We start from the raw sequence: 19,406 nt of genomic DNA on the forward strand, positions 1-19,406 counted from the left end.
TATGAATCTTCCTCCCTGAATTGGTCTTAGCAACTTTATTCTAACTGGAAAGTTCATATGTTTCTATTTTTTTGTGTAAAAATAGGCGTGAATGAATTTCTTCATCCACACCAAAAATTATACAGCCTAAAAAACATTCTATCATTAGTGATAGAATGTTTTTTTTGCGACTAAAGAGTCCCTTTCTTACTAGATTTTTAATGCTTTTTTTAAAGAAGTTTAGCTTAAAATTTGCTATAATAGAAGGGATGTAGAAATTCTAAAAAAGACAGTTCTTTTTTAGAAGAAGGAAATGAAAAATTAGGAGGACCTTGTTCATGTCAACTAGAAACAATTTGGTTAATGGAATGAATCCAATGCAAAAAGAAGCGGTATTACAAACAGAAGGTCCGCTTTTAATTATGGCAGGAGCAGGTAGTGGTAAAACTCGGGTACTGACTCATCGAATTGCCTATTTAATTACTGAAAAGGAAGTTAATCCTTGGAATATTTTAGCAATTACCTTTACTAATAAAGCAGCGAAAGAAATGAAAGAACGTGTCAACAGTTTATTAACGACTGGTGGCAATGATGTCTGGGTCTCAACTTTTCACTCAATGTGTGTGCGGATGTTACGTCGAGATGTTGATCAAATTGGTTATAATAGCAACTTTACAATCATCGATGGTTCAGAACAGTTAACGTTGATGAAACGGATTTTAAAAGAGCAAAACATTGATCCAAAACAACACGATCCTCGCAGTATTATTGGGGCGATTAGTAATGCTAAAAATGAACTACAAACGCCTAAAATATATGAAGCTAAAAATCAAGGCTTTGTAGAAGCAATCGTTGCTAAGTGTTATCATGCGTATCAAAAAGAATTACGCCATAATCAATGTATGGATTTTGATGATTTGATTATGCTGACGATTCGTTTATTTGAAGATAGCCCAGAAACCTTACAATATTATCAAAATAAATTTCACTACATTCATGTAGATGAGTATCAAGATACTAACCATGCCCAATATACCTTAGTTAACATGTTAGCTGATCGCTTTAAAAACCTTTGTGTCGTTGGTGATGCGGATCAAAGTATTTACGGTTGGCGTGGGGCTGATATGGAAAATATTTTAGATTTTGAGAAAGATTATCCCACAGCTAAAGTCGTCTTATTAGAACAAAATTACCGTTCGACTAAAAATATTTTAACAGCCGCTAACCATGTCATTGGTAACAATAGCAAACGTAAAGATAAAAAATTGTGGACAGATAACCTTGAAGGTGAAAAAATTACCTACTACCGGGGAGAAACAGAACGGGGAGAAACCCAGTATATCGTTCAGTCTATCCAAAAAGAAATATTAGAAAATCAACGTAACTACGGTGATTTTGCTGTGTTATATCGAACAAATGCCTTGTCACGGGTGATGGAGGAAATGCTCCTTAAATCGAATATCCCTTATAAAATGGTTGGTGGTCATAAGTTCTACGACCGTAAAGAGATTAAAGATATTTTAGCTTACTTAAATGTGATCGCGAACCCAATGGATTCGTTAAGTTACGCTCGCGTTGTCAATGAACCTAAACGGGGAATTGGCGCCACATCGATTGAAAAACTCCGAGATTTTGCTAACATTCATGAGTGGTCCCTTTTAGAAGCCTCTTTAAATGTTGATCTAGCTAATATTAGTGGTAAAGCTGGCAAAGAATTAGCCAATTTTGCAATTATGATGGAAGACTTACAACAGATGGTGCCCTTCTTAACGATTACTGAGCTAGTTGAAGAAACCTTAAAGCGCAGTGGTTACGAGGCGGATTTAAAACGGCAAAATACCTTAGAATCACAAAATAGACTAGAAAACTTAGAGGAATTCTTAACAGTTACCCAAGCCTTTGATAAACAACAAGCGGCAGCTGAGGAAGAATTAGCAGACCCAACTGAAAAGTTAACGATTTTCTTAAATGACTTAGCCTTAGTTGCGGACATTGATTCCTTAGAAGAAGAAACTTCCCAAGTGACGTTGATGACCCTCCATGCTGCCAAAGGATTAGAGTTTCCAGTCGTCTTCTTATTAGGTCTAGAAGAAGGGATTTTCCCGCTTTCAAGAGCCTTAATGGAAGAATCAGAATTAGAAGAAGAACGGCGATTAGCTTACGTTGGTATTACCCGGGCCGAACAAAAACTCTTTATTTCAAATGCTTTTTCAAGAACTTTATACGGCCGAACCCAATACAATCGGCCCTCACGTTTTATTACGGAAATTAATCAAGAACTTTTAATGAACGAAGGCTCGGCAACTGCTTTACAAAATCGCCAGTCATACACAACAGGAGCTAGTGTCGTTAGACCAACTGCACCCCAAGCTCAAGCTGTTAAAACTTCAGCGAAAGTTGCAACTGGTGGCGATAAAGAAGCTTGGCGTTCTGGCGATAAAGTGAATCATAAAAAATGGGGTGTTGGAACAGTTGTCAAAGTGAGTGGTTCAGCAAAAGACATCGAATTAGACATTGCCTTTCCAGCTCAAGGTATTAAGCGCCTCTTAGCGGCTTTTGCCCCAATTGAAAAGATGTAAAGATTTAGGAGGAAACAATGAATAAAGAACAGGTGAGTAAACGAATTCTTGAATTACGAGCAGAGTTAGCTGAAATGGCTCATGCTTATTATGTGTTAGATAAACCAGCAGTGGAAGATACAGTTTACGATCAGTTATATCATGAACTTGTAACCTTAGAAGAATCTTATCCCGACTTAGTGACTCCCGACTCAATCACTCAACAAATCGGTGGCGAAGTAGCGGAGGGCTTTACGAAAGTCACTCATTCAATTCCGATGTTAAGTCTCGGCAATGCTTTTAATAAAGCTGATTTAGAAGCTTATGATCAAAGAATTAAAAAATTAACGACGGATCAAATCGAGTACATGTGCGAGTTGAAAATTGATGGTTTAGCGATTTCTTTGAAATACGAAAATGGTCGCTTTGTCCAAGGAGCCACTCGTGGCGATGGCCGGATTGGTGAAAATATTACAGCTAACTTAAAAATGGTCAAAGCCATTCCTAAAAAACTAACGGAGCCCTTGAACATTGAAGTCCGTGGGGAATGTTACATGCCTAAAAAATCTTTTGTGGCTTTAAATCTAACAAGGGAAGAAAACGGCTTAGAAGTCTTTGCCAATCCGCGTAATGCAGCTGCTGGCAGTCTAAGACAATTAGATGCCAAAGTTGTAGCCGAGCGGAATTTAAGCACCTTTATGTATTCAGTCGCTGATTTAGGTGACTTACCGGCGACTTCCCAAAGTTTAGCTTTAGAGGAGTTGGATCGTTTAGGTTTTAAAACTAATCAGGAGCGGAAAGTCTGCCAAACCATTGATGACGTTTGGGATTATGTCCAAAAATTCCAAGAGGAACGGCCGAACTTAGATTACGAAATCGATGGCATTGTAATAAAAGTGAATACCTTTGAAACTCAAGAAGAAATTGGCTATACTGTCAAAGCCCCTCGTTGGGCAATTGCTTATAAATTTCCGGCAGAAGAAGCGGAAACGGTAGTTAACGAGATCGAATGGACAATTGGTCGAACAGGTGTTGTTACGCCGACAGCGATTATGACTCCTGTTCGCTTAGCCGGAACAACCGTTGCTAGAGCTAGCTTACATAATATGGATTTAATCCGTGAACGTGACATTCGTTTAGGGGATAGTGTGATGATTCATAAGGCTGGGGATATCATTCCCGAAGTCACTAGAGTTCTGCTAACTAAGCGTAATCCAGCTAGCCAACCATACGAAGCCCCAAAGGATTGTCCGGCTTGTGGCAGTGAGTTAGTCCATTTAGAAGAAGAAGTGGCTTTACGCTGTATTAACCCAATGTGTCCAGCCCAACTGAAAGAAGGGTTAAGTCATTTTGTTTCCCGTAACGCTATGAACATTGATGGTTTAGGACCAAGAGTCTTAGAACAGCTTTTTGATAAAGGCTTAATTAAAGATGTGGCAGATTTGTACACATTAACAGAAGCTGATTTTTTAACTTTAGATAAAGTCAAAGAAAAATCTGCGAATAACATGTTAAGGGCGATTGCTGCCAGTAAAGCTAATTCCTTAGAAAAATTACTATTTGGCTTAGGCATTCGTCATGTTGGTGCAAAAGCTGGCCAAGTCTTAGCAGAGCATTATGTAACGATTGAAGCTGTCATGGCAGCAACCGTTGCTGAGTTGACTGAAATTGATTCTTTAGGCGAGACAATCGCCCAAAGTATAGTGACTTATTTTGAACAAGAAGAAGTTCAGCTGTTAATTTCTGAGTTACGCTCAGCAGGCGTTAACTTGACTTATAAAGGCGTAACGACTGCAGATTTAGCAGATATTGACTCTCCTTTTAAAGATAAAACAATTGTTTTAACAGGCAGTTTAAGTCACTTTAATCGCAATGAAGCCAAGGCAAGAATTGAAGCCCTTGGCGGGAAAGTAACTGGCAGTGTTTCTAAGAAGACTGATATTGTTGTTGCAGGGGCTGAAGCCGGTAGTAAGTTAACTAAAGCCCAAGAACTTGGCGTCACAGTCTGGAATGAAGAACAGATGGTAGCAGCCATTGAAGGGAGTACAAAGAATGAATAAAAAATTTAAAATAGCCCTCTTAGTTAGTGGCGCCTTCTTATTAGCCAGTTGTGGCAAACTGGAAAAAGGTACCTCAAGTATTTCACCAAATAGTAATGCTAAAGACAAAGCTGTAGCAACAGCTCAAGTCGATAGTGGCTCTTATCAAGCCTTACTGATTGATGGGAAATATCGGACGAGTCAAGCCCGTGGCTTAACTGCTAATCGCTTAAATAGTAATTACAATAGCATTAATTTCGAACGGGGCTTGTTAGAACTATCGAAAGAACACTTTGCCGTTAATGACTTCTATTTTCAAGAAGGGCAACTCTTTTCCCGGGAGGAAGTCATTCAACTATTTAGTCGTAATCCAAAAGAATCAAAAAAAGGCTTAAACCCAGAAAGTGGACCAATCGTCTTTCAACAAATCGTCGAACAAAATTACATTAATAAAAAGAGTGAAAAATTGGAAGGGATTAGTATTGGGATTGCCTTGAATCAAGTGGATTATAGTAGTGATCCAGTAGAGTCAATTGATGATGCAACTATTCTAGCCGAAGGGCAACGAATTGCTCCCCTAATTTTAAAGGAAATTCGTTCAAAAGATGGCATGGACAAAATCCCAGTAACGATTGGCTTATTTAAACAAGCACCAAAAGATAATATTGCAGGCGGTAGCTACTTTTCAACTGCCTATAGTTCTAGTGGTGACAAGCTAGATAAATGGCAAGACGTCAATGAAGACTATTTTGTTTTAGGAACTGGCAGTAACGATAAGACACCGCCAGCTGATGATGGCTTAGAAAATAAGTTCACAGATTTCAAAAACAATATTCAACGATTTTTTCCGAATACAAGTGGTATTTCGGGTGTAGCAAGTTACCGTAACAATGAACTAGTCAAATTTACAATTGTGATTGAATCAAAATATTTCGGTGAAACGGAAATGATTAATTTTACCCAATTTGTAAGTGGCAGTGTCGAAACTATTTTTACGATGAATGGCAACATTGAAGTCCAAATCAACACGTTAAATGCCCCTAAAGGCTTAGTCAAAAAAGAAGTTGGTTCTGATCAAGTTCAGACGACAATCTTTAATTAATAGAAACCTAGACTAAGGACTTTTAGAAGAGTCTGCTAGATTTCTGAAAGTATGGTAAAATGGTTTCATGAAAATGAATGGAAAGAAGGGTCAGTATGTCAATTAGTGAAGAGCAAATTAAACATGTAGCAAAATTGTCAAAATTAGCTTTTTCAGAAGAAGAAGTCCATAGTTTTACTGAACAATTAAGTAAGATCATTAACATGGTAGAAACCTTAAGTGAAGTTGATACTGAAGGAGTAGCTGTTACGACCAATGTTATTTATAACGATAACGTCATGCGTAAAGACGTGGCAGTTCCAGGAACTGATCGTGACTTATTAATGAAAAATGCGCCAGATTCAGAAAATGGCTATATTCGCGTACCAGTAATTATTGAGAATGGGGAGGCCGGTGCCTAATGTCAGAACTATACCAAAAAGACTTAGTTGAATTACATGACTTACTAGCAGCTAAAGAGCTAACTGCCAGTGAACTAACTAAAGCAACTTTTGCTCGAATTAAAGGAACTGAGGAAGACTTAGGAGCTTTTATTACTTTGAATGAAGAAGCAGCCCTAAAACTTGCTAGTGATCTTGATCAAGGAACATTAACTAGTCCCTTAGCTGGTTTACCAATCGGGATTAAAGATAATATTGTAACGAAAGATTTAACGACAACAGCAGCGAGTAAAATGCTTCATAACTTTGAGCCAATCTATGATGCCACAGTAATGACTAAACTAGCTGACGCTGGCATGGTGCCAGTCGGTAAATTAAACATGGATGAATTCGCCATGGGTGGTTCAACAGAAACATCATACTTCAAGCAAACTAAAAATGCTTGGGACCACAGTAAAGTACCTGGTGGTTCTTCAGGTGGTTCAGCAGCAGCCGTGGCTGCCGGACAAGTACCAGCTTCATTAGGAACAGATACAGGTGGTAGTATTCGCCAACCAGCGGCTTTCAATGGCGTTGTTGGCATGAAACCAACGTATGGTCGGGTGTCACGCTTTGGTTTAATCGCCTTTGCTTCAAGTTTGGATCAGATTGGTCCTTTAACAAGGACTGTTAAAGACAATGCTTTAGTTCTAAATGCGATTAGCGGTTGGGATAAAAATGACAGTACTAGTGCCCAAATTGATGTGCCAGATTTTACTGCCAACTTAGGCAAAGACATTAAAGGGATGAAAATTGCTGTTCCTAAAGAATTTATGACTGAGGGGGTTGCACCAGCGATTCGTGAACAAATCGAAAAAGCAGTGGCGACTTTCAAAGAATTAGGCGCAACTGTTGAAGAAGTTAGCTTACCTCATTCGAAATACGGAGTGGAAGTTTACTACATCATTGCTTCATCAGAAGCCTCATCGAACTTACAACGTTTTGACGGCATTCGTTACGGTTACCGTTCTGAAAATGTGAAGGATTTAGAAGACATTTATATTAATTCACGTTCAGAAGGATTTGGTACAGAAGTGAAACGTCGGATTATGTTAGGAACTTTCTCTTTAAGTGCTGGTTACTACGATGCTTACTTTAAAAAAGCCGGTCAAGTTAGAACGTTAATAAAAGAAGATTTTGATAAAGTCTTTAATGATTATGACTTAATTATTGGCCCAACAACACCAACTGTGGCTTACGGTTTAGGTGAAAATATTAAAGACCCAATTACGATGTATACCGCTGATGTCTTAACAATTCCAGTTAACTTAGCTGGTCTACCAGGAATGTCAATTCCTTGTGGCTTAGTTGATGGTTTACCAGTAGGCTTACAATTAATTGGTAAACATTTTGATGAATCAACGATGTATCAAGCGGCTTATGCTTTCGAGCAAGCCACAACGTTCCATACGCAAAAACCAGAGATTTTAGGGGGTAAGGCATAATGAATTTTGAAACAGTCATTGGTTTAGAAGTTCACGTTGAACTTAAAACTAACTCAAAAATCTTTTCATCATCACCCGCTCATTTTGGAGCGGAACAAAATACGAATACTAACGTGGTTGACTGGAGCTATCCAGGCGTCTTACCAGTTGCTAACGAAACAGCGATTGAATTTGGCATGAAAGCGGCTCTTGCTTTAAACTGTCAAATCTCTCAAGAAACTTATTTTGACCGTAAGAACTATTTCTATCCAGATAATCCGAAAGCTTACCAAATTTCCCAAGACAAACAACCAATCGGTCATGATGGTTGGATTGAAATTGAAGTAGCTGGAGAAAAACGAATTATTAGAATCGAACGGGTTCACTTAGAAGAAGACGCGGGTAAAAATATTCACGGCGATGGCGGTTACTCTTACGTTGATTTAAACCGTCAAGGTACGCCATTAATCGAGATCGTTTCTGAAGCAGATATGCGTTCGCCAGAAGAAGCTCATGCCTTCTTAGACGCTGTTCGTTCAATCATTCAGTTTACAGGTGTCAGTGATGTTAAAATGGAAGAAGGCTCAATGCGTTGTGATGCCAATATTTCTCTTCGTCCTTATGGTCAGGAAGAATTTGGAACAAAAGCCGAGCTTAAAAACTTAAACTCATTAAACTTTGTCCGCAAAGGCTTGATTTTCGAAGAAAAACGTCAAGCTAAAGTCTTATTATCTGGTGGTATTATTGAACAAGAAACTCGCCGTTACGATGATAGCACTGGCGAAACAATTTTAATGCGAGTCAAAGAAGGGGCCAGTGATTACCGTTACTTCCCAGAGCCAGACTTGCCAATGTTTCATATTAGTGATGAGTGGATTGAAGAAGTTCGCAACTCATTACCAGAAATGCCAACTGCTCGTCGTGAGCGTTATGTGAAGGAATTAGAATTGCCAGAGTATGATGCAATGGTCTTAACTTTATCGAAAGAAATGTCTGATTTCTTCGAAGAAACCTTAGCCAATGGCGCTGACAGCAAGCAAGCGTCTAACTGGTTAATGGGTGATGTTTCGGCTTACTTGAACAGCGCTCACATCGAATTACATGATACTAAATTAACACCAAGTAATTTAGCCGGCATGATTAATTTAGTTGCTGACGGAACAATCAGCTCGAAAATTGCTAAAACAGTCTTTAAAGAATTGATTGAAAATGGTGGCGACGCCAAAGAAGTCGTTGAGAAAAAAGGCTTAGTTCAATTGTCTGATCCAGCTCAATTACTGCCAATTATCAATGACATCTTAGAACAAAATCAACAATCCATTGAAGACTTTAAAAATGGTAAAGATCGTGCTGTTGGGTTCTTAGTTGGTCAAATTATGAAAGCAACTAAAGGGAAAGCTAACCCTGGGGTAGTTAATAAACTTTTACAAGAAGAATTAGGCAAACGTTAGATTGTCGCTATAGAGTCAAAGAAGACTAGAACTTATTTAAGTTCTAGTCTTAACTTTGCCTAAAGCATGATATAATAAAAAAAGAAGTGTTATTAACATAAACGAAGGAGATTTATCATGAAAGCTAGAGTGATTTACAATCCAACCTCAGGTAAAGAGCTATTAAAGAAGAACTTACCTGATGTCCTAGATATTTTGGAGCGGGCTGGCTATGAAGCGAGTGCCTTTGCCACAACGGCTGAACCTGATTCAGCCCAAAATGAAGCTAAGCGAGTGGCTTTAGCTGGTTTTGATTTAATTGTGGCTGGCGGTGGTGATGGGACAATCAATCAAGTCATTAATGGGATTGCTCCCTTGGCTAAACGTCCGAAAATGGCAATTTTACCAGGTGGAACGACTAATGACTATGCCCGAGCGCTAAAAGTCCCTCGTGACAATATCGTTGAAGCAGCCAAAGTCATTTTAAAAAATCAAACAGTAAAAATGGATATCGGTAAGGCTAACGACACTTATTTTATGAATATTGGAGCTGGTGGCTACTTAACTGAGCTGACTTATGATGTCCCTTCACAACTTAAAAGTGTTTTTGGTTACTTAGCTTATTTAGTTAAAGGAGCGGAAATGTTGCCTCGGGTTAAGCCGATTAACATGCGCCTAGTCTATGATCAAGGTGAATACATTGGAAAAGCTTCAATGTTCTTCTTAGGCTTAACTAACTCAGTTGGTGGTTTCGAAAAGATTGCCCCGAATGCCCAACTTGATGATGGCAATTTTTCTTTGATTATTGTGAAAACAGCGAATGTCGTTGAAATTCTTCACTTAGTCGCTTTAATGATTAACGGCGGTAAGCACGTTGATGACCCTCGGGTGATTTATACAAAAACAAGTTCTTTATTTGCCGAAACATTAGATGATGGTGTCCGGATGATGATTAACTTAGACGGGGAATATGGTGGGGATGCCCCAATGACCTTTACTAATTTACACCAACACATTGAAATGTTTGCTGATTTAGACATGATTCCAAATGAAGCTGTTTCTGGGGAATTAGAAGAACTGCAAGATGCTTCTGATGCCTTTGTGAAGGAAGTTGAACAATTAACAGATGAAGACATTGATGGGGATGGCAAAGTGTCTTAGAAAGTTTAAGCAAAAAGAAATCAGAACTGAAATAGTGTCTGATTTCTTTTGTTGTCTATTCGTGTTATAATTTGTAGTCAAATAAGATCTGTCTAGTAGCAATAGTAGATAAATGCACAAAAAACTAAAAGAAAAGAGCAAACAAATGAAAACATTACCTGTAGCAAAAAATGATACGTTAACAGTTGAGATTATCGATTTATCTCATGAAGGTTCAGGTGTCGCAAAAGTTGACGGCTACCCACTGTTTATCGAAAACACTTTACCTGGTGAAGAAGCTGAAGTTTTAGTCTTAAAAGCTGGTAAAAAATTCGGCTTTGCAAAAGTTGTTAAGTTATTAAAAGAAAGCCCGGATCGTGTTTCTCAAATCAATGAAACCTTGATTAGAACTGGCATTGCCCCATTACACCACATGACTTATGAAGCGCAATTAGCGTTTAAAGAGCAACAAGTTAACAATGTTTTCCAACGAATTGCGAAAATGTCAGATGTTAAAATTTTACCAATCAAAGGAATGGAAAATCCTTTAGAGTACCGTAACAAAGCGCAAATTCCCGTTCGTCGCATCGATAATAAATTAGCCACTGGCTTTTTCCGTAAAAATAGTCACGACCTTGTGCCTTTAGAAGATTTTTACATTCAAGATAAAAAAATCGATGAAGCGATTGTGATTGTCCGTGACGTCCTAGAAAAATATGGTGTTAAAGCCTACAACGAAGAAGAACATACTGGTAACTTACGTCATATTATTATTCGTCGTGGTCACTATTCTCATGAAATGATGGTTGTTTTAGTAACGAGAACAGCTAAATTATTTAACTATGAGAAAATGGTTCAAGAAATTCACTTACAATTACCGGAAGTTGTGTCAATCGTTCAAAGTATTAACGAAGAAAAAACTAATGTCATTCTTGGTAAATCAGCAAAAACCTTATTCGGTCAAAACTATATTTCAGATAAACTGTTAGACCATAAATACCGTATTTCTGCTCAATCTTTCTACCAAGTGAACACTGTTCAAGCAGAAGTCCTTTATCAAACGGCCATTGATTTTGCTAATTTCAAGAAAAGCGATACAGTCATTGATGCCTATTGCGGCATTGGGACAATTGCTTTATCTTTAGCTGATCAAGTCAAGCAAGTTTACGGCATGGAAATTAGTCGTGAAGCTGTTTCAGATGCTAAAATTAACGCTCAAGTTAATGAAATTCATAACGTGAAATTTGAAGTTGGTAAAGCGGAAGAAGTCATGCCTAAGTGGTTAGAAAAAGGCATTAAACCAAATGTCTTAGTCGTTGATCCACCTCGTAAAGGCTTAGCCGAAAGCTTTATTGAGGCTGCTGTTGAGATGGCACCGAAAAAAATCATTTATGTCTCATGTAACCCTGCTAGTTTAGCTCGGGATTGCCAATTATTTGCTGAAAAAGGCTATGTTGTCAAACAAGTCCAACCAGTTGATATGTTCCCACAAACACCTCACGTTGAGGCAGTAGCAGAATTAATTAAAAAATAGTCTCATTTAGAAAGCCGACAATGAAAATTGTCGGCTTTTTTTGTGAGCAAAATGACTGAATTAACGAATTAAATAACGGAAGCAAAAAGGACATCAAGGAATTAGCAAAATCACCTTGTTGTTCTTTTTCGTTTCAAAAACTAATTGAACGGTAAATAAAAATATAAGCGATTTATTATAATGATTATTATTTTTTAGTCAATAGATATGATTGCGTTGTTAATTAGAAAAACTCTCATAAATCTGTCATTTAATAATTAATGTTTGATTTACCAATGAATGAAAACGTTTTATAAATGAGAAGGTAAAAAAGTATAAATCACTTTCTAAAAGTAACCATAGATGTGTATTTTCCTTGTGAAACCTATACTAGAGAAGTTGAAATTTTAGCTACAGCCATATTTATGAATAATGAGTAAATAAAGAACGAGAACGTAAATCGTTTAACTCAAATCCAAAATGAGAGAGGAAAGATTTAACTTGAAAAAAATTGTACCGATACTAGCTGTTGTAACCTTACTTTTACAGACACTAGTAGGACCAGTAGTTGCCGTAGCAGATACATTAGGAGCAACGGACAACCTACCTAAAATTAACTTAACGAGCATTAATGCTGAATTAAGAGAAGGAGACCAAGAAGTCACTTCTATTGAAAAAGACAAAGCATACCAGTTACATGTGACTGGTGATTTCACAAAGAATGAGACGGAATTAGCTGAATTACTAATTACTATTAGTAATAATTTTAAGTTAGTAAATCAACAAGTTGCTTTAACGAACTTGAATGGCAAAGTATTAGGTCAAGCGTCAACAGCAGACCAAGAAATTAACTTAGCTATTAAGGAAGAGATTATTGCAGAAGAAAAGTTCAGTCTTGATCTAGCTGTAACTTATAAAGGTCAAGAGGCGGTCACTAATGATAGCTTAGCCCTTAATAGTTCATTAGGAACAACAGAGATTCCAGTCGCTGTGACAGGGACTGAAACTAGTTCAAGTGAACTAGCAACTAGCGAAACAGAAGAAGCAGAAGAAACAAAAGAAACAGTAGGCAGTACAGAAGAAGTCACAAAAGACAGCAGTGAAGCAACAACTAGTACTGAAAGCAAAGAACCAGCCAAAAAATTAAGTCTGAGAGAATCGGATTTATTTGATGGCAAAGAAATCAAGGAAAATATTATTAAAGATTTAACTTATACAGTTGAACCAGCTGGTGCTGTGACTATTGACTCAACGATCTCTTTAAAAGTTGATTGGTCCTTACCAGAAAAATTAAGAGATAATATTTATGGAGGGGAAACTTTCTCATTTGACTTAGCACCAGAATTTAAAATTGGTAGTGGGTTTTCTGGAGATTTTAAAAATGACGACGGTAAACCTTACGCCAGCTATACTGTTTCTGAAGCAGGCAAAGTAGTTATTACTTTTAATGACAATGTTCAAGACATGGAAGATATTCAAGGTAGCTTCAATATTAAAACGACTTTGAACGAGAAGTTAATTACAAAAGAAGAAACTTACACGATTAAAAACCCGATTAAAGATAAAGACTTTACAATCGAAATTCCAGTTACATCTAAAACAGAAGAAAAAATTGGGAAAACTGGTCAAGCGAATAAAGATAAAAATGCTACAGCCATTGATTGGACTTTAATGGTTAATACAGCTCAAAAGAACTTAACTAACTTAACGATTACTGATACTTTACCAACAGGTTTAGTCATTGCTAAAGCTGAAGACGTTAAGATTTATGCTGTTAGCGTTGATATTAACGGAAAATTAACTGGTGGAAAAGAACTAGTTTCTCCAAGTGAGTACGACCTTGATATTAAAACAGGTCAAATTAAATTTAAAGGTAGTACGAATAAAGCCTACCAAATTGAGTACCAAACTCAAATTGAAGAATCAGCTAAACCTGCCGACGGTGGACATGTAAAGTTTACAAATAATGTTAAACAAACCTCAGACAATGGCAAAGACTTATCAACAAGTGCCACAGTTGGCGTAAACTATGGTGTCTTATTAAATAAATCAAATGGTGCTTATGATACCGCAACGGAAACTGCTAGTTGGTCAGTTGAATATAACTACGGCGAGAAAAAGCTGAACGAGAAAGACAGTTATTTAGAAGATACATTTGATGAATCAATGGTCTTAGTTAAAGAGTCAGTCAAATTATATGAACAAGTGGCAGATGAAAAAGGTAATTTTTCTGAAGGCCGTCAATTAGTGTTAGGCAAAGATTATGAATTAGTCGAAACAGATAATAGTTTTAAAGTCACCTTCACTGATGGTCTCGATCATGCAGTGAAAATGACTTATGACACTAAATTTAAAGATAACTACTTCGTTGACAGTGGTACTAAAGAAGTTAAAAACACTGTGAAAACCGCGGGTGACTCTAAAGGTGGTACAACTAACGGGGTTACTCAAAATGGCTTAGTTAAAAGTGTCAAAGATTACGACTACACAAATGAAACGATTGACTGGCAGTTAACAGTCAATCAAAGTAAATACGAAATGAAGAACTGGGTATTAGAAGATATTTTTGCAAACAAAGGCTTAACTTTCTTAGCTGAAACGTTAGAAGTTAGATTAAATGATGGAGATGGCGAAGTCTTAAAAGCTGGAACTGACTATGTCGTTTCACCAAAACCAGACAAAGCCGGTTTTGATTTATCCTTAAAGGGTAACTATGAAACTACCAATGAGACATTATATATTTCTTATCGAACAAGCTATGATAAAAATGAGCTAGCTGATAAGAGCCGTGGCTTCTATAATCACGCCATTGCGACTTGGACCGATACAAATGGTGAGACTCGTAAAAATGAGGTTGGGGCAGAGCACTGGCCAAATTCTGAAACTTATAACAATGGTAGTAAGTCAGGTGTCTATGATGCTGAAACGAAACTGATTACTTGGACAATTAATGTTAACTATAACCGTAAAGAGATTATCGATGGTTATATTTCAGATAAAATTAACGGCAACCAAAAATACGTAGCCAAGTCCGCAGAATTAAAAGAATTTACTGTTGATAAAAATGGTAATATCCAAACTGGGAAAGTAATCTCAGACGCTGCCGTAACTGAACCAACAGCAGAAAATGAAGCCACTTTAGAAGTCTTTTTACCGTCACCTTCTGAAAAGATGGGGTATCAGTTAACTTTCCAAACAAGTTTAGCTGGTGAGATTATTGAAGAGCAAGACAGTTATAAAAACAAGGCTGAATTCTATGTTGGCGAGAACTTACAAGATACTTTAACCGCTGATGTTACGATTAAAAATGGTGGTACTTTCGCTACAAAACGTGGGAATCAAAACCAAGAAAATGAGAAACAAGCCGATTGGGAAATTCGTGCCAATGAAAGCCAATCAACAGTTTCAGGCTTTACCGTAATTGATGAGCCTTCTTTAAATCAAGTCATTAAAGAAGACACAGTTAAAATTACAGAAATGAAAACTGATAAAAATGGCGATCATTCTTACACAGACAAAGTCTTAACGCGTGATGAAGATTATTCATTAGTCATTACTCAAGACTTAGCAACAGGTCAAGAAACAATGACAATCTCATTTTTAAAAGAAATTACTAAAACTTATGGGATTAGTTATAGTACCGACTTATTACTAACAGACGGCAATAATGCCTTAACTAACAAAGTCTCAGCTTATGGGGACAATGAAAAAGTAACAGTTAAAGAAGTCAGTGAAACGATTAATGTTTATCACACTGATCATGATGGTACAAGCTCTGGTAAGATTTCAGAAGTCTTTATTAGAAAAGAAGATGACCATAAACGTAAATTATCTGGAGTTAAGTTCCAACTATTTAATAAGGCCGGTAAAATGGTCCGTGAGAACACCACAGATGAAAATGGTATCATCCATTTTGCTAATATCTTATCAGGAACATATACGTTAAAAGAAGTGACACGTAATTCAGGCTATATGTTGGATGAATCATTAACAGCAGGTACGAAAGAAATTAAAGTTGTTCGTGGTGAAACCAATGAAGCTCAGCCATTAATCGTTGTTAACACGTTAAATGAAGTACGGATGCAAAAAGTTAATGAAGAGGGTACGCCCTTAGCTGGAGCAATCTTTAGTCTAGCGAAAGAAAATCCTCAAGGTCAATTTGAAGAATTGCCAGCGTTCCAAAAGATTGCCACTAATGAAAATGGCGAACTATTAATTGAAGGCTTAGCAATTGGTAACTATCAATTGACGGAAGTTGAAGCAGCGCCAGGTTTTATTAAAAATACTGAAATTAAGTCTTTTGAAATTACTGGTAATGAAATTGCCGCTGTTAACTTAGGGGAATTTGTCAATTATCAAGGTCAAGCAAGTTTAATAAAAAAAGACAGCCAAGGAACACCGATTTCAGGAGCGGTCTTTAGCCTCTTTGATAGTAAAATGCAACCTTTAAATATTAATGCTACTGCTAATGAGGATGGCTTAGTTGAGTTTAAAAACTTAGCACCAGGAAGCTATATCCTTCTTGAAACCGTAGCAGCCCCAGGTTACATGTTAAATAAAACGTCGCAAAGTTTTACAATTGTTAATGAAACCAAAGGTGAAGTTGTCAACGTGCCTTTAAATGATGTTGTCAACTATCAAGGATCAGCTCAATTAACAAAAGTTGATGAAGCTGGCAAAGGGTTAGCAGGTGCCGTTTTTGAAATTATTAATGAAGAGGGCGAAAGTATCCTTACAGATTTAATTTCTGATGAAAACGGAATAGTTGAAGCAACAAACTTAGCACCAGGGACTTACTTCTTTAAAGAAGTTACTGCCCCAGAAGGTTATCTTTTAAATAGTGAAACTTATGAGTTCACAGTAGCTAATGAAGCAACTGAAACTCCAATGATGATTGAAGTTGGTAAAGCGACTAACTACCAAGGTTCAGCGGAGTTAATTAAAACTAACAACGATGGCGAAGGGTTAGCTGGAGCAGAATTCAAAGTAACTGATGCTGAAGGTAAAAAAGTTGGCGAGGTCTTAACATCGGATAAAGATGGTAAGTTAGTAGTTGAAAACTTAGCACCAGGTACCTATCATTTCGAAGAAATCAAAGCACCAACAGGTTATATTTTAAACACTGAAAAAGTTGAATTTACAATTAGTCCAGAAGCAGCAGGCGAACCAACTGTTGTTACAGGTCTTGAATTAATCAACTACTTAGGTTCAGCTCAATTAGTTAAAACTAACGAAGACAACCTAGCTTTAGCTGGGGCAACTTTCAAAGTTGAAACAGATCAAGGTCAAGTCATTGAAACGGATTTAATTTCCGACAAAAATGGCCTAGTAACAATTCAAGATTTAGCACCAGGTAAATACGCTTTTATTGAAACAAAAGCAGCACCAGGGCATATGTTAAATAAAACACCAATTACTTTTGAAATTGTTGCAGAAGCAGCCGGTCAACCAGTGTTAGTTAATGCAGGATCATTAATTAACTATCAAGGTGGCGCACAGTTAACTAAAGTTAACGAAGCAGGTGAGACACTTTCAGAGGCGGTCTTTAGTCTCTTTAATGAAGGAAAAGAACTAATTACTAGTGGCTTAACTTCAAATGACAAAGGGCTAATTGAAGTCAAAAACTTAGCACCAGGTAATTATTATTTTGAAGAAACTCAAGCACCAACAGACTATGTTTTGAATGAAGAAACAGTTTCCTTTACAATTAGTCATGAAGCGACAGCAACACCGACGATTGTTGAAGTTGATTTTGTTAACTATCAAGGTGAGATTGTCTTCAGAAAAGTCAGTGGCGATGTTCGTCCACGAGCTACTTTTGTTGATAATGGTTTAGCTGGAGCAGAATTTAAATTAGAAAAATTAGTTGCGAGAAGTACCCTTGAGGCTGAAACAGATGAAGAAGTCGAAGACGTAGCGATTATTAAAGCAGATAAAACTGGTTTAGTTAAAGTAACTGGGTTAGCACCTGGTGATTACAAGATGACTGAAATCAAAGCACCGACAGGTTATATCACTCGGACGAAAGTCTTTGATTTTACTATCGAGGGAAGTGCTAAAGGTCGTCCTGAACACGCCTATGGCATTGAACAAGGGGCAGTTTTTGAAAACTACCAAGGAACGGCAGAACTAATTAAAACAAACAAAGAAGGTCAAGGGTTAGTTGGGGCTGAATTTAAAGTCACTGATGAAACTGGCGAAACAGTTATTGAAGGCTTAACTTCTGATGACACAGGGAAAGTTTTAGCTGAAAACCTAGCACCAGGTAAGTATTTCTTTGTTGAAACACAAGCACCAACAGGTTACGTCATTAACAGTAACCCAGTGGCTTTCACTATTGCTGAAGAGTCAGAATCAGGACGTAGTGATGTCACAGGTTTAGAATTGATTAACTATCAAGGTAGCGTTGAATTAAATAAACGTGATCAAGAGGGGAATCCTTTAGCGGGAGCCGTCTTTAGCATTATTGATGAGCAAGATAATGTTGTGTTTGAAAATCTTGTCTCTAATGAAGCAGGCTTAGTGAGCCAAAGTGATATTAAACCTGGTACATACCGTTTAATTGAAACACAAGCACCAACAGGTTACATCATTAATAGCGAACCAGTTGAATTTACAATTGCTGCAACATCAGAGACTGGTCATGCAGATATTAATAATTTAGAGTTAATCAACTATCAAGGCAGTGCTGAATTAGTTAAAAAAGACAGTCAAAACAAGGCGTTAGCTGGAGCAGAATTTAAAGTCTTCGATGCTAATGATAAGTCAGTTGGGGACGTGTTAACTTCTGATGAAGAAGGTAACATTACTGTTAAAGGTTTAGCGCCAGGAACGTACTACTTTGAAGAAATCAAAGCACCGACAGGCTATATCTTAAATAGTGAACCAGTTGAGTTTACAATTGAAAAGACAGCTACAGGTCAACCTGAAGTTGTGAAAGACTTGGAATTAATTAACTATCAAGGGTCAGTTGAATTAATGAAACGTGATAACCGAGGCAATGGCTTAGCAGGAGCAGTCTTCAAACTAGAGAAACTAGTTGCTGGAGAAGTTGATACTGAAGCAGATTATCCAGAACATATCTCTGATAAAACTGGCTTAGTCAAAGTCGAAAACTTGGAACCAGGAGACTATCAATTAGTTGAAATCGAAGCTCCAACAGGATATATCATTAATAGTACGCCACAACCATTCACGATTAATGAAGAATCAGCTAATGGTCGTGTTGATGTGAAAGACTTAGAATTAATCAACTACCAAGGTTCAGTTGAATTAACTAAACGTGCTGTTGAGGGCAAACAAAAAACGTTAGCCGGTGCAGAATTCAAATTAGTCGATGAAACTGGCAAAGTGTTAAAAGAAAAATTAACAACGGATAAAGCTGGAAAAATCAAATTTACTGATTTAGCGCCAGGTAAGTACCACTTTATCGAAACGAAAGCGCCAAGTGGTTACCAGCTAGATGAAACGCCAGTACCATTTGAGATTGAAACTATCATAGCAGGCCAACCTAACGTCATTGAAGTGACAGCATGGAATACGGCCGTTGATCCAGTAGAACCTCTTAAACCAGGGAAAACAGACCAATCTAAGCCTAACAATAAACCAAGTAATAAACCAAGTAATAAATTACCACAAACAAATGAAGCTAGTAGCTTATTATTAACATTAGTAGGAATGACTTTAGTTTCAGTTGCCTTTGTTGCAACTAAACGTAAAAAGTCGTAAACGCAAAAAAAGTCAGTGCCGATCAAGGCGCTGACTTTTTTTTGTAAGTAATCTAACTGAAATTATTAGGGATA

The 19,406-nt window shown here is 37.3% G+C and carries 9 protein-coding genes; all 9 read left to right on the top strand.

Features of this window, described 5'->3' with window-relative positions; genetic code table 11:
- Positions 1-356 precede the first annotated feature (356 nt).
- Positions 357-2,558 (top strand): DNA helicase PcrA, encoded by a 2,202-nt coding sequence (gene pcrA, locus CBF35_RS10440; protein ID WP_425330186.1) that lies wholly within the window; start codon positions 357-359, stop codon positions 2,556-2,558.
- Positions 2,559-2,575: 17 nt separating this feature from the next.
- Positions 2,576-4,597, top strand: a complete 2,022-nt coding sequence (gene ligA / locus CBF35_RS10445; RefSeq protein ID WP_126780888.1) for an NAD-dependent DNA ligase LigA — start codon at positions 2,576-2,578, stop codon at positions 4,595-4,597.
- Entirely contained in the window at positions 4,590-5,678 is a 1,089-nt protein-coding gene (locus CBF35_RS10450; RefSeq protein ID WP_126780890.1) for a CamS family sex pheromone protein, read from the top strand. Before ligA ends, CBF35_RS10450 begins: the two co-directional genes overlap by 8 nt.
- Positions 5,679-5,773: 95 nt before the next feature.
- Positions 5,774-6,079: an Asp-tRNA(Asn)/Glu-tRNA(Gln) amidotransferase subunit GatC gene (gene gatC, locus CBF35_RS10455; protein ID WP_126780892.1), complete on the top strand. Its 306-nt coding sequence runs from the start codon at positions 5,774-5,776 to the stop codon at positions 6,077-6,079.
- On the top strand, positions 6,079-7,542 hold the full coding sequence (gene gatA, locus CBF35_RS10460; RefSeq protein ID WP_126780894.1) for an Asp-tRNA(Asn)/Glu-tRNA(Gln) amidotransferase subunit GatA: 1,464 nt from the start codon (positions 6,079-6,081) through the stop codon (positions 7,540-7,542). The genes gatC and gatA overlap by 1 nt, the downstream gene beginning before the upstream one ends.
- On the top strand, positions 7,542-8,972 hold the full coding sequence (gene gatB, locus CBF35_RS10465) for an Asp-tRNA(Asn)/Glu-tRNA(Gln) amidotransferase subunit GatB (RefSeq protein ID WP_126780896.1): 1,431 nt from the start codon (positions 7,542-7,544) through the stop codon (positions 8,970-8,972). The genes gatA and gatB overlap by 1 nt, the downstream gene beginning before the upstream one ends.
- Positions 8,973-9,086: 114 nt before the next feature.
- Positions 9,087-10,112: a diacylglycerol kinase gene (locus CBF35_RS10470; RefSeq protein WP_126780898.1), complete on the top strand. Its 1,026-nt coding sequence runs from the start codon at positions 9,087-9,089 to the stop codon at positions 10,110-10,112.
- 145 nt (positions 10,113-10,257) lie between these two features.
- Positions 10,258-11,625, top strand: a complete 1,368-nt coding sequence (gene rlmD, locus CBF35_RS10475; RefSeq protein ID WP_126780900.1) for a 23S rRNA (uracil(1939)-C(5))-methyltransferase RlmD — start codon at positions 10,258-10,260, stop codon at positions 11,623-11,625.
- 480 nt (positions 11,626-12,105) lie between these two features.
- Positions 12,106-19,332 (top strand): SpaA isopeptide-forming pilin-related protein, encoded by a 7,227-nt coding sequence (locus tag CBF35_RS10480; RefSeq protein ID WP_170174777.1) that lies wholly within the window; start codon positions 12,106-12,108, stop codon positions 19,330-19,332.
- Positions 19,333-19,406 lie beyond the last annotated feature (74 nt).

Source organism: Vagococcus salmoninarum (genome assembly GCF_003987495.1).
Taxonomy (GTDB): Bacteria; Bacillota; Bacilli; order Lactobacillales; family Vagococcaceae; genus Vagococcus_D; species Vagococcus_D salmoninarum.

Excerpts from the sequence above, each read along its gene's own strand:
- CBF35_RS10450 (WP_126780890.1), top strand. The coding sequence starts at position 4,590 with ATGAATAAAAAATTTAAAATAGCCCTCTTAGTTAGTGGCGCCTTCTTA.
- pcrA (WP_425330186.1), top strand. The coding sequence starts at position 357 with ATGCAAAAAGAAGCGGTATTACAAACAGAAGGTCCGCTTTTAATTATG.
- ligA (WP_126780888.1), top strand. The coding sequence starts at position 2,576 with ATGAATAAAGAACAGGTGAGTAAACGAATTCTTGAATTACGAGCAGAG.
- rlmD (WP_126780900.1), top strand. The coding sequence starts at position 10,258 with ATGAAAACATTACCTGTAGCAAAAAATGATACGTTAACAGTTGAGATT.
- gatC (WP_126780892.1), top strand. The coding sequence starts at position 5,774 with ATGTCAATTAGTGAAGAGCAAATTAAACATGTAGCAAAATTGTCAAAA.
- gatB (WP_126780896.1), top strand. The coding sequence starts at position 7,542 with ATGAATTTTGAAACAGTCATTGGTTTAGAAGTTCACGTTGAACTTAAA.
- gatA (WP_126780894.1), top strand. The coding sequence starts at position 6,079 with ATGTCAGAACTATACCAAAAAGACTTAGTTGAATTACATGACTTACTA.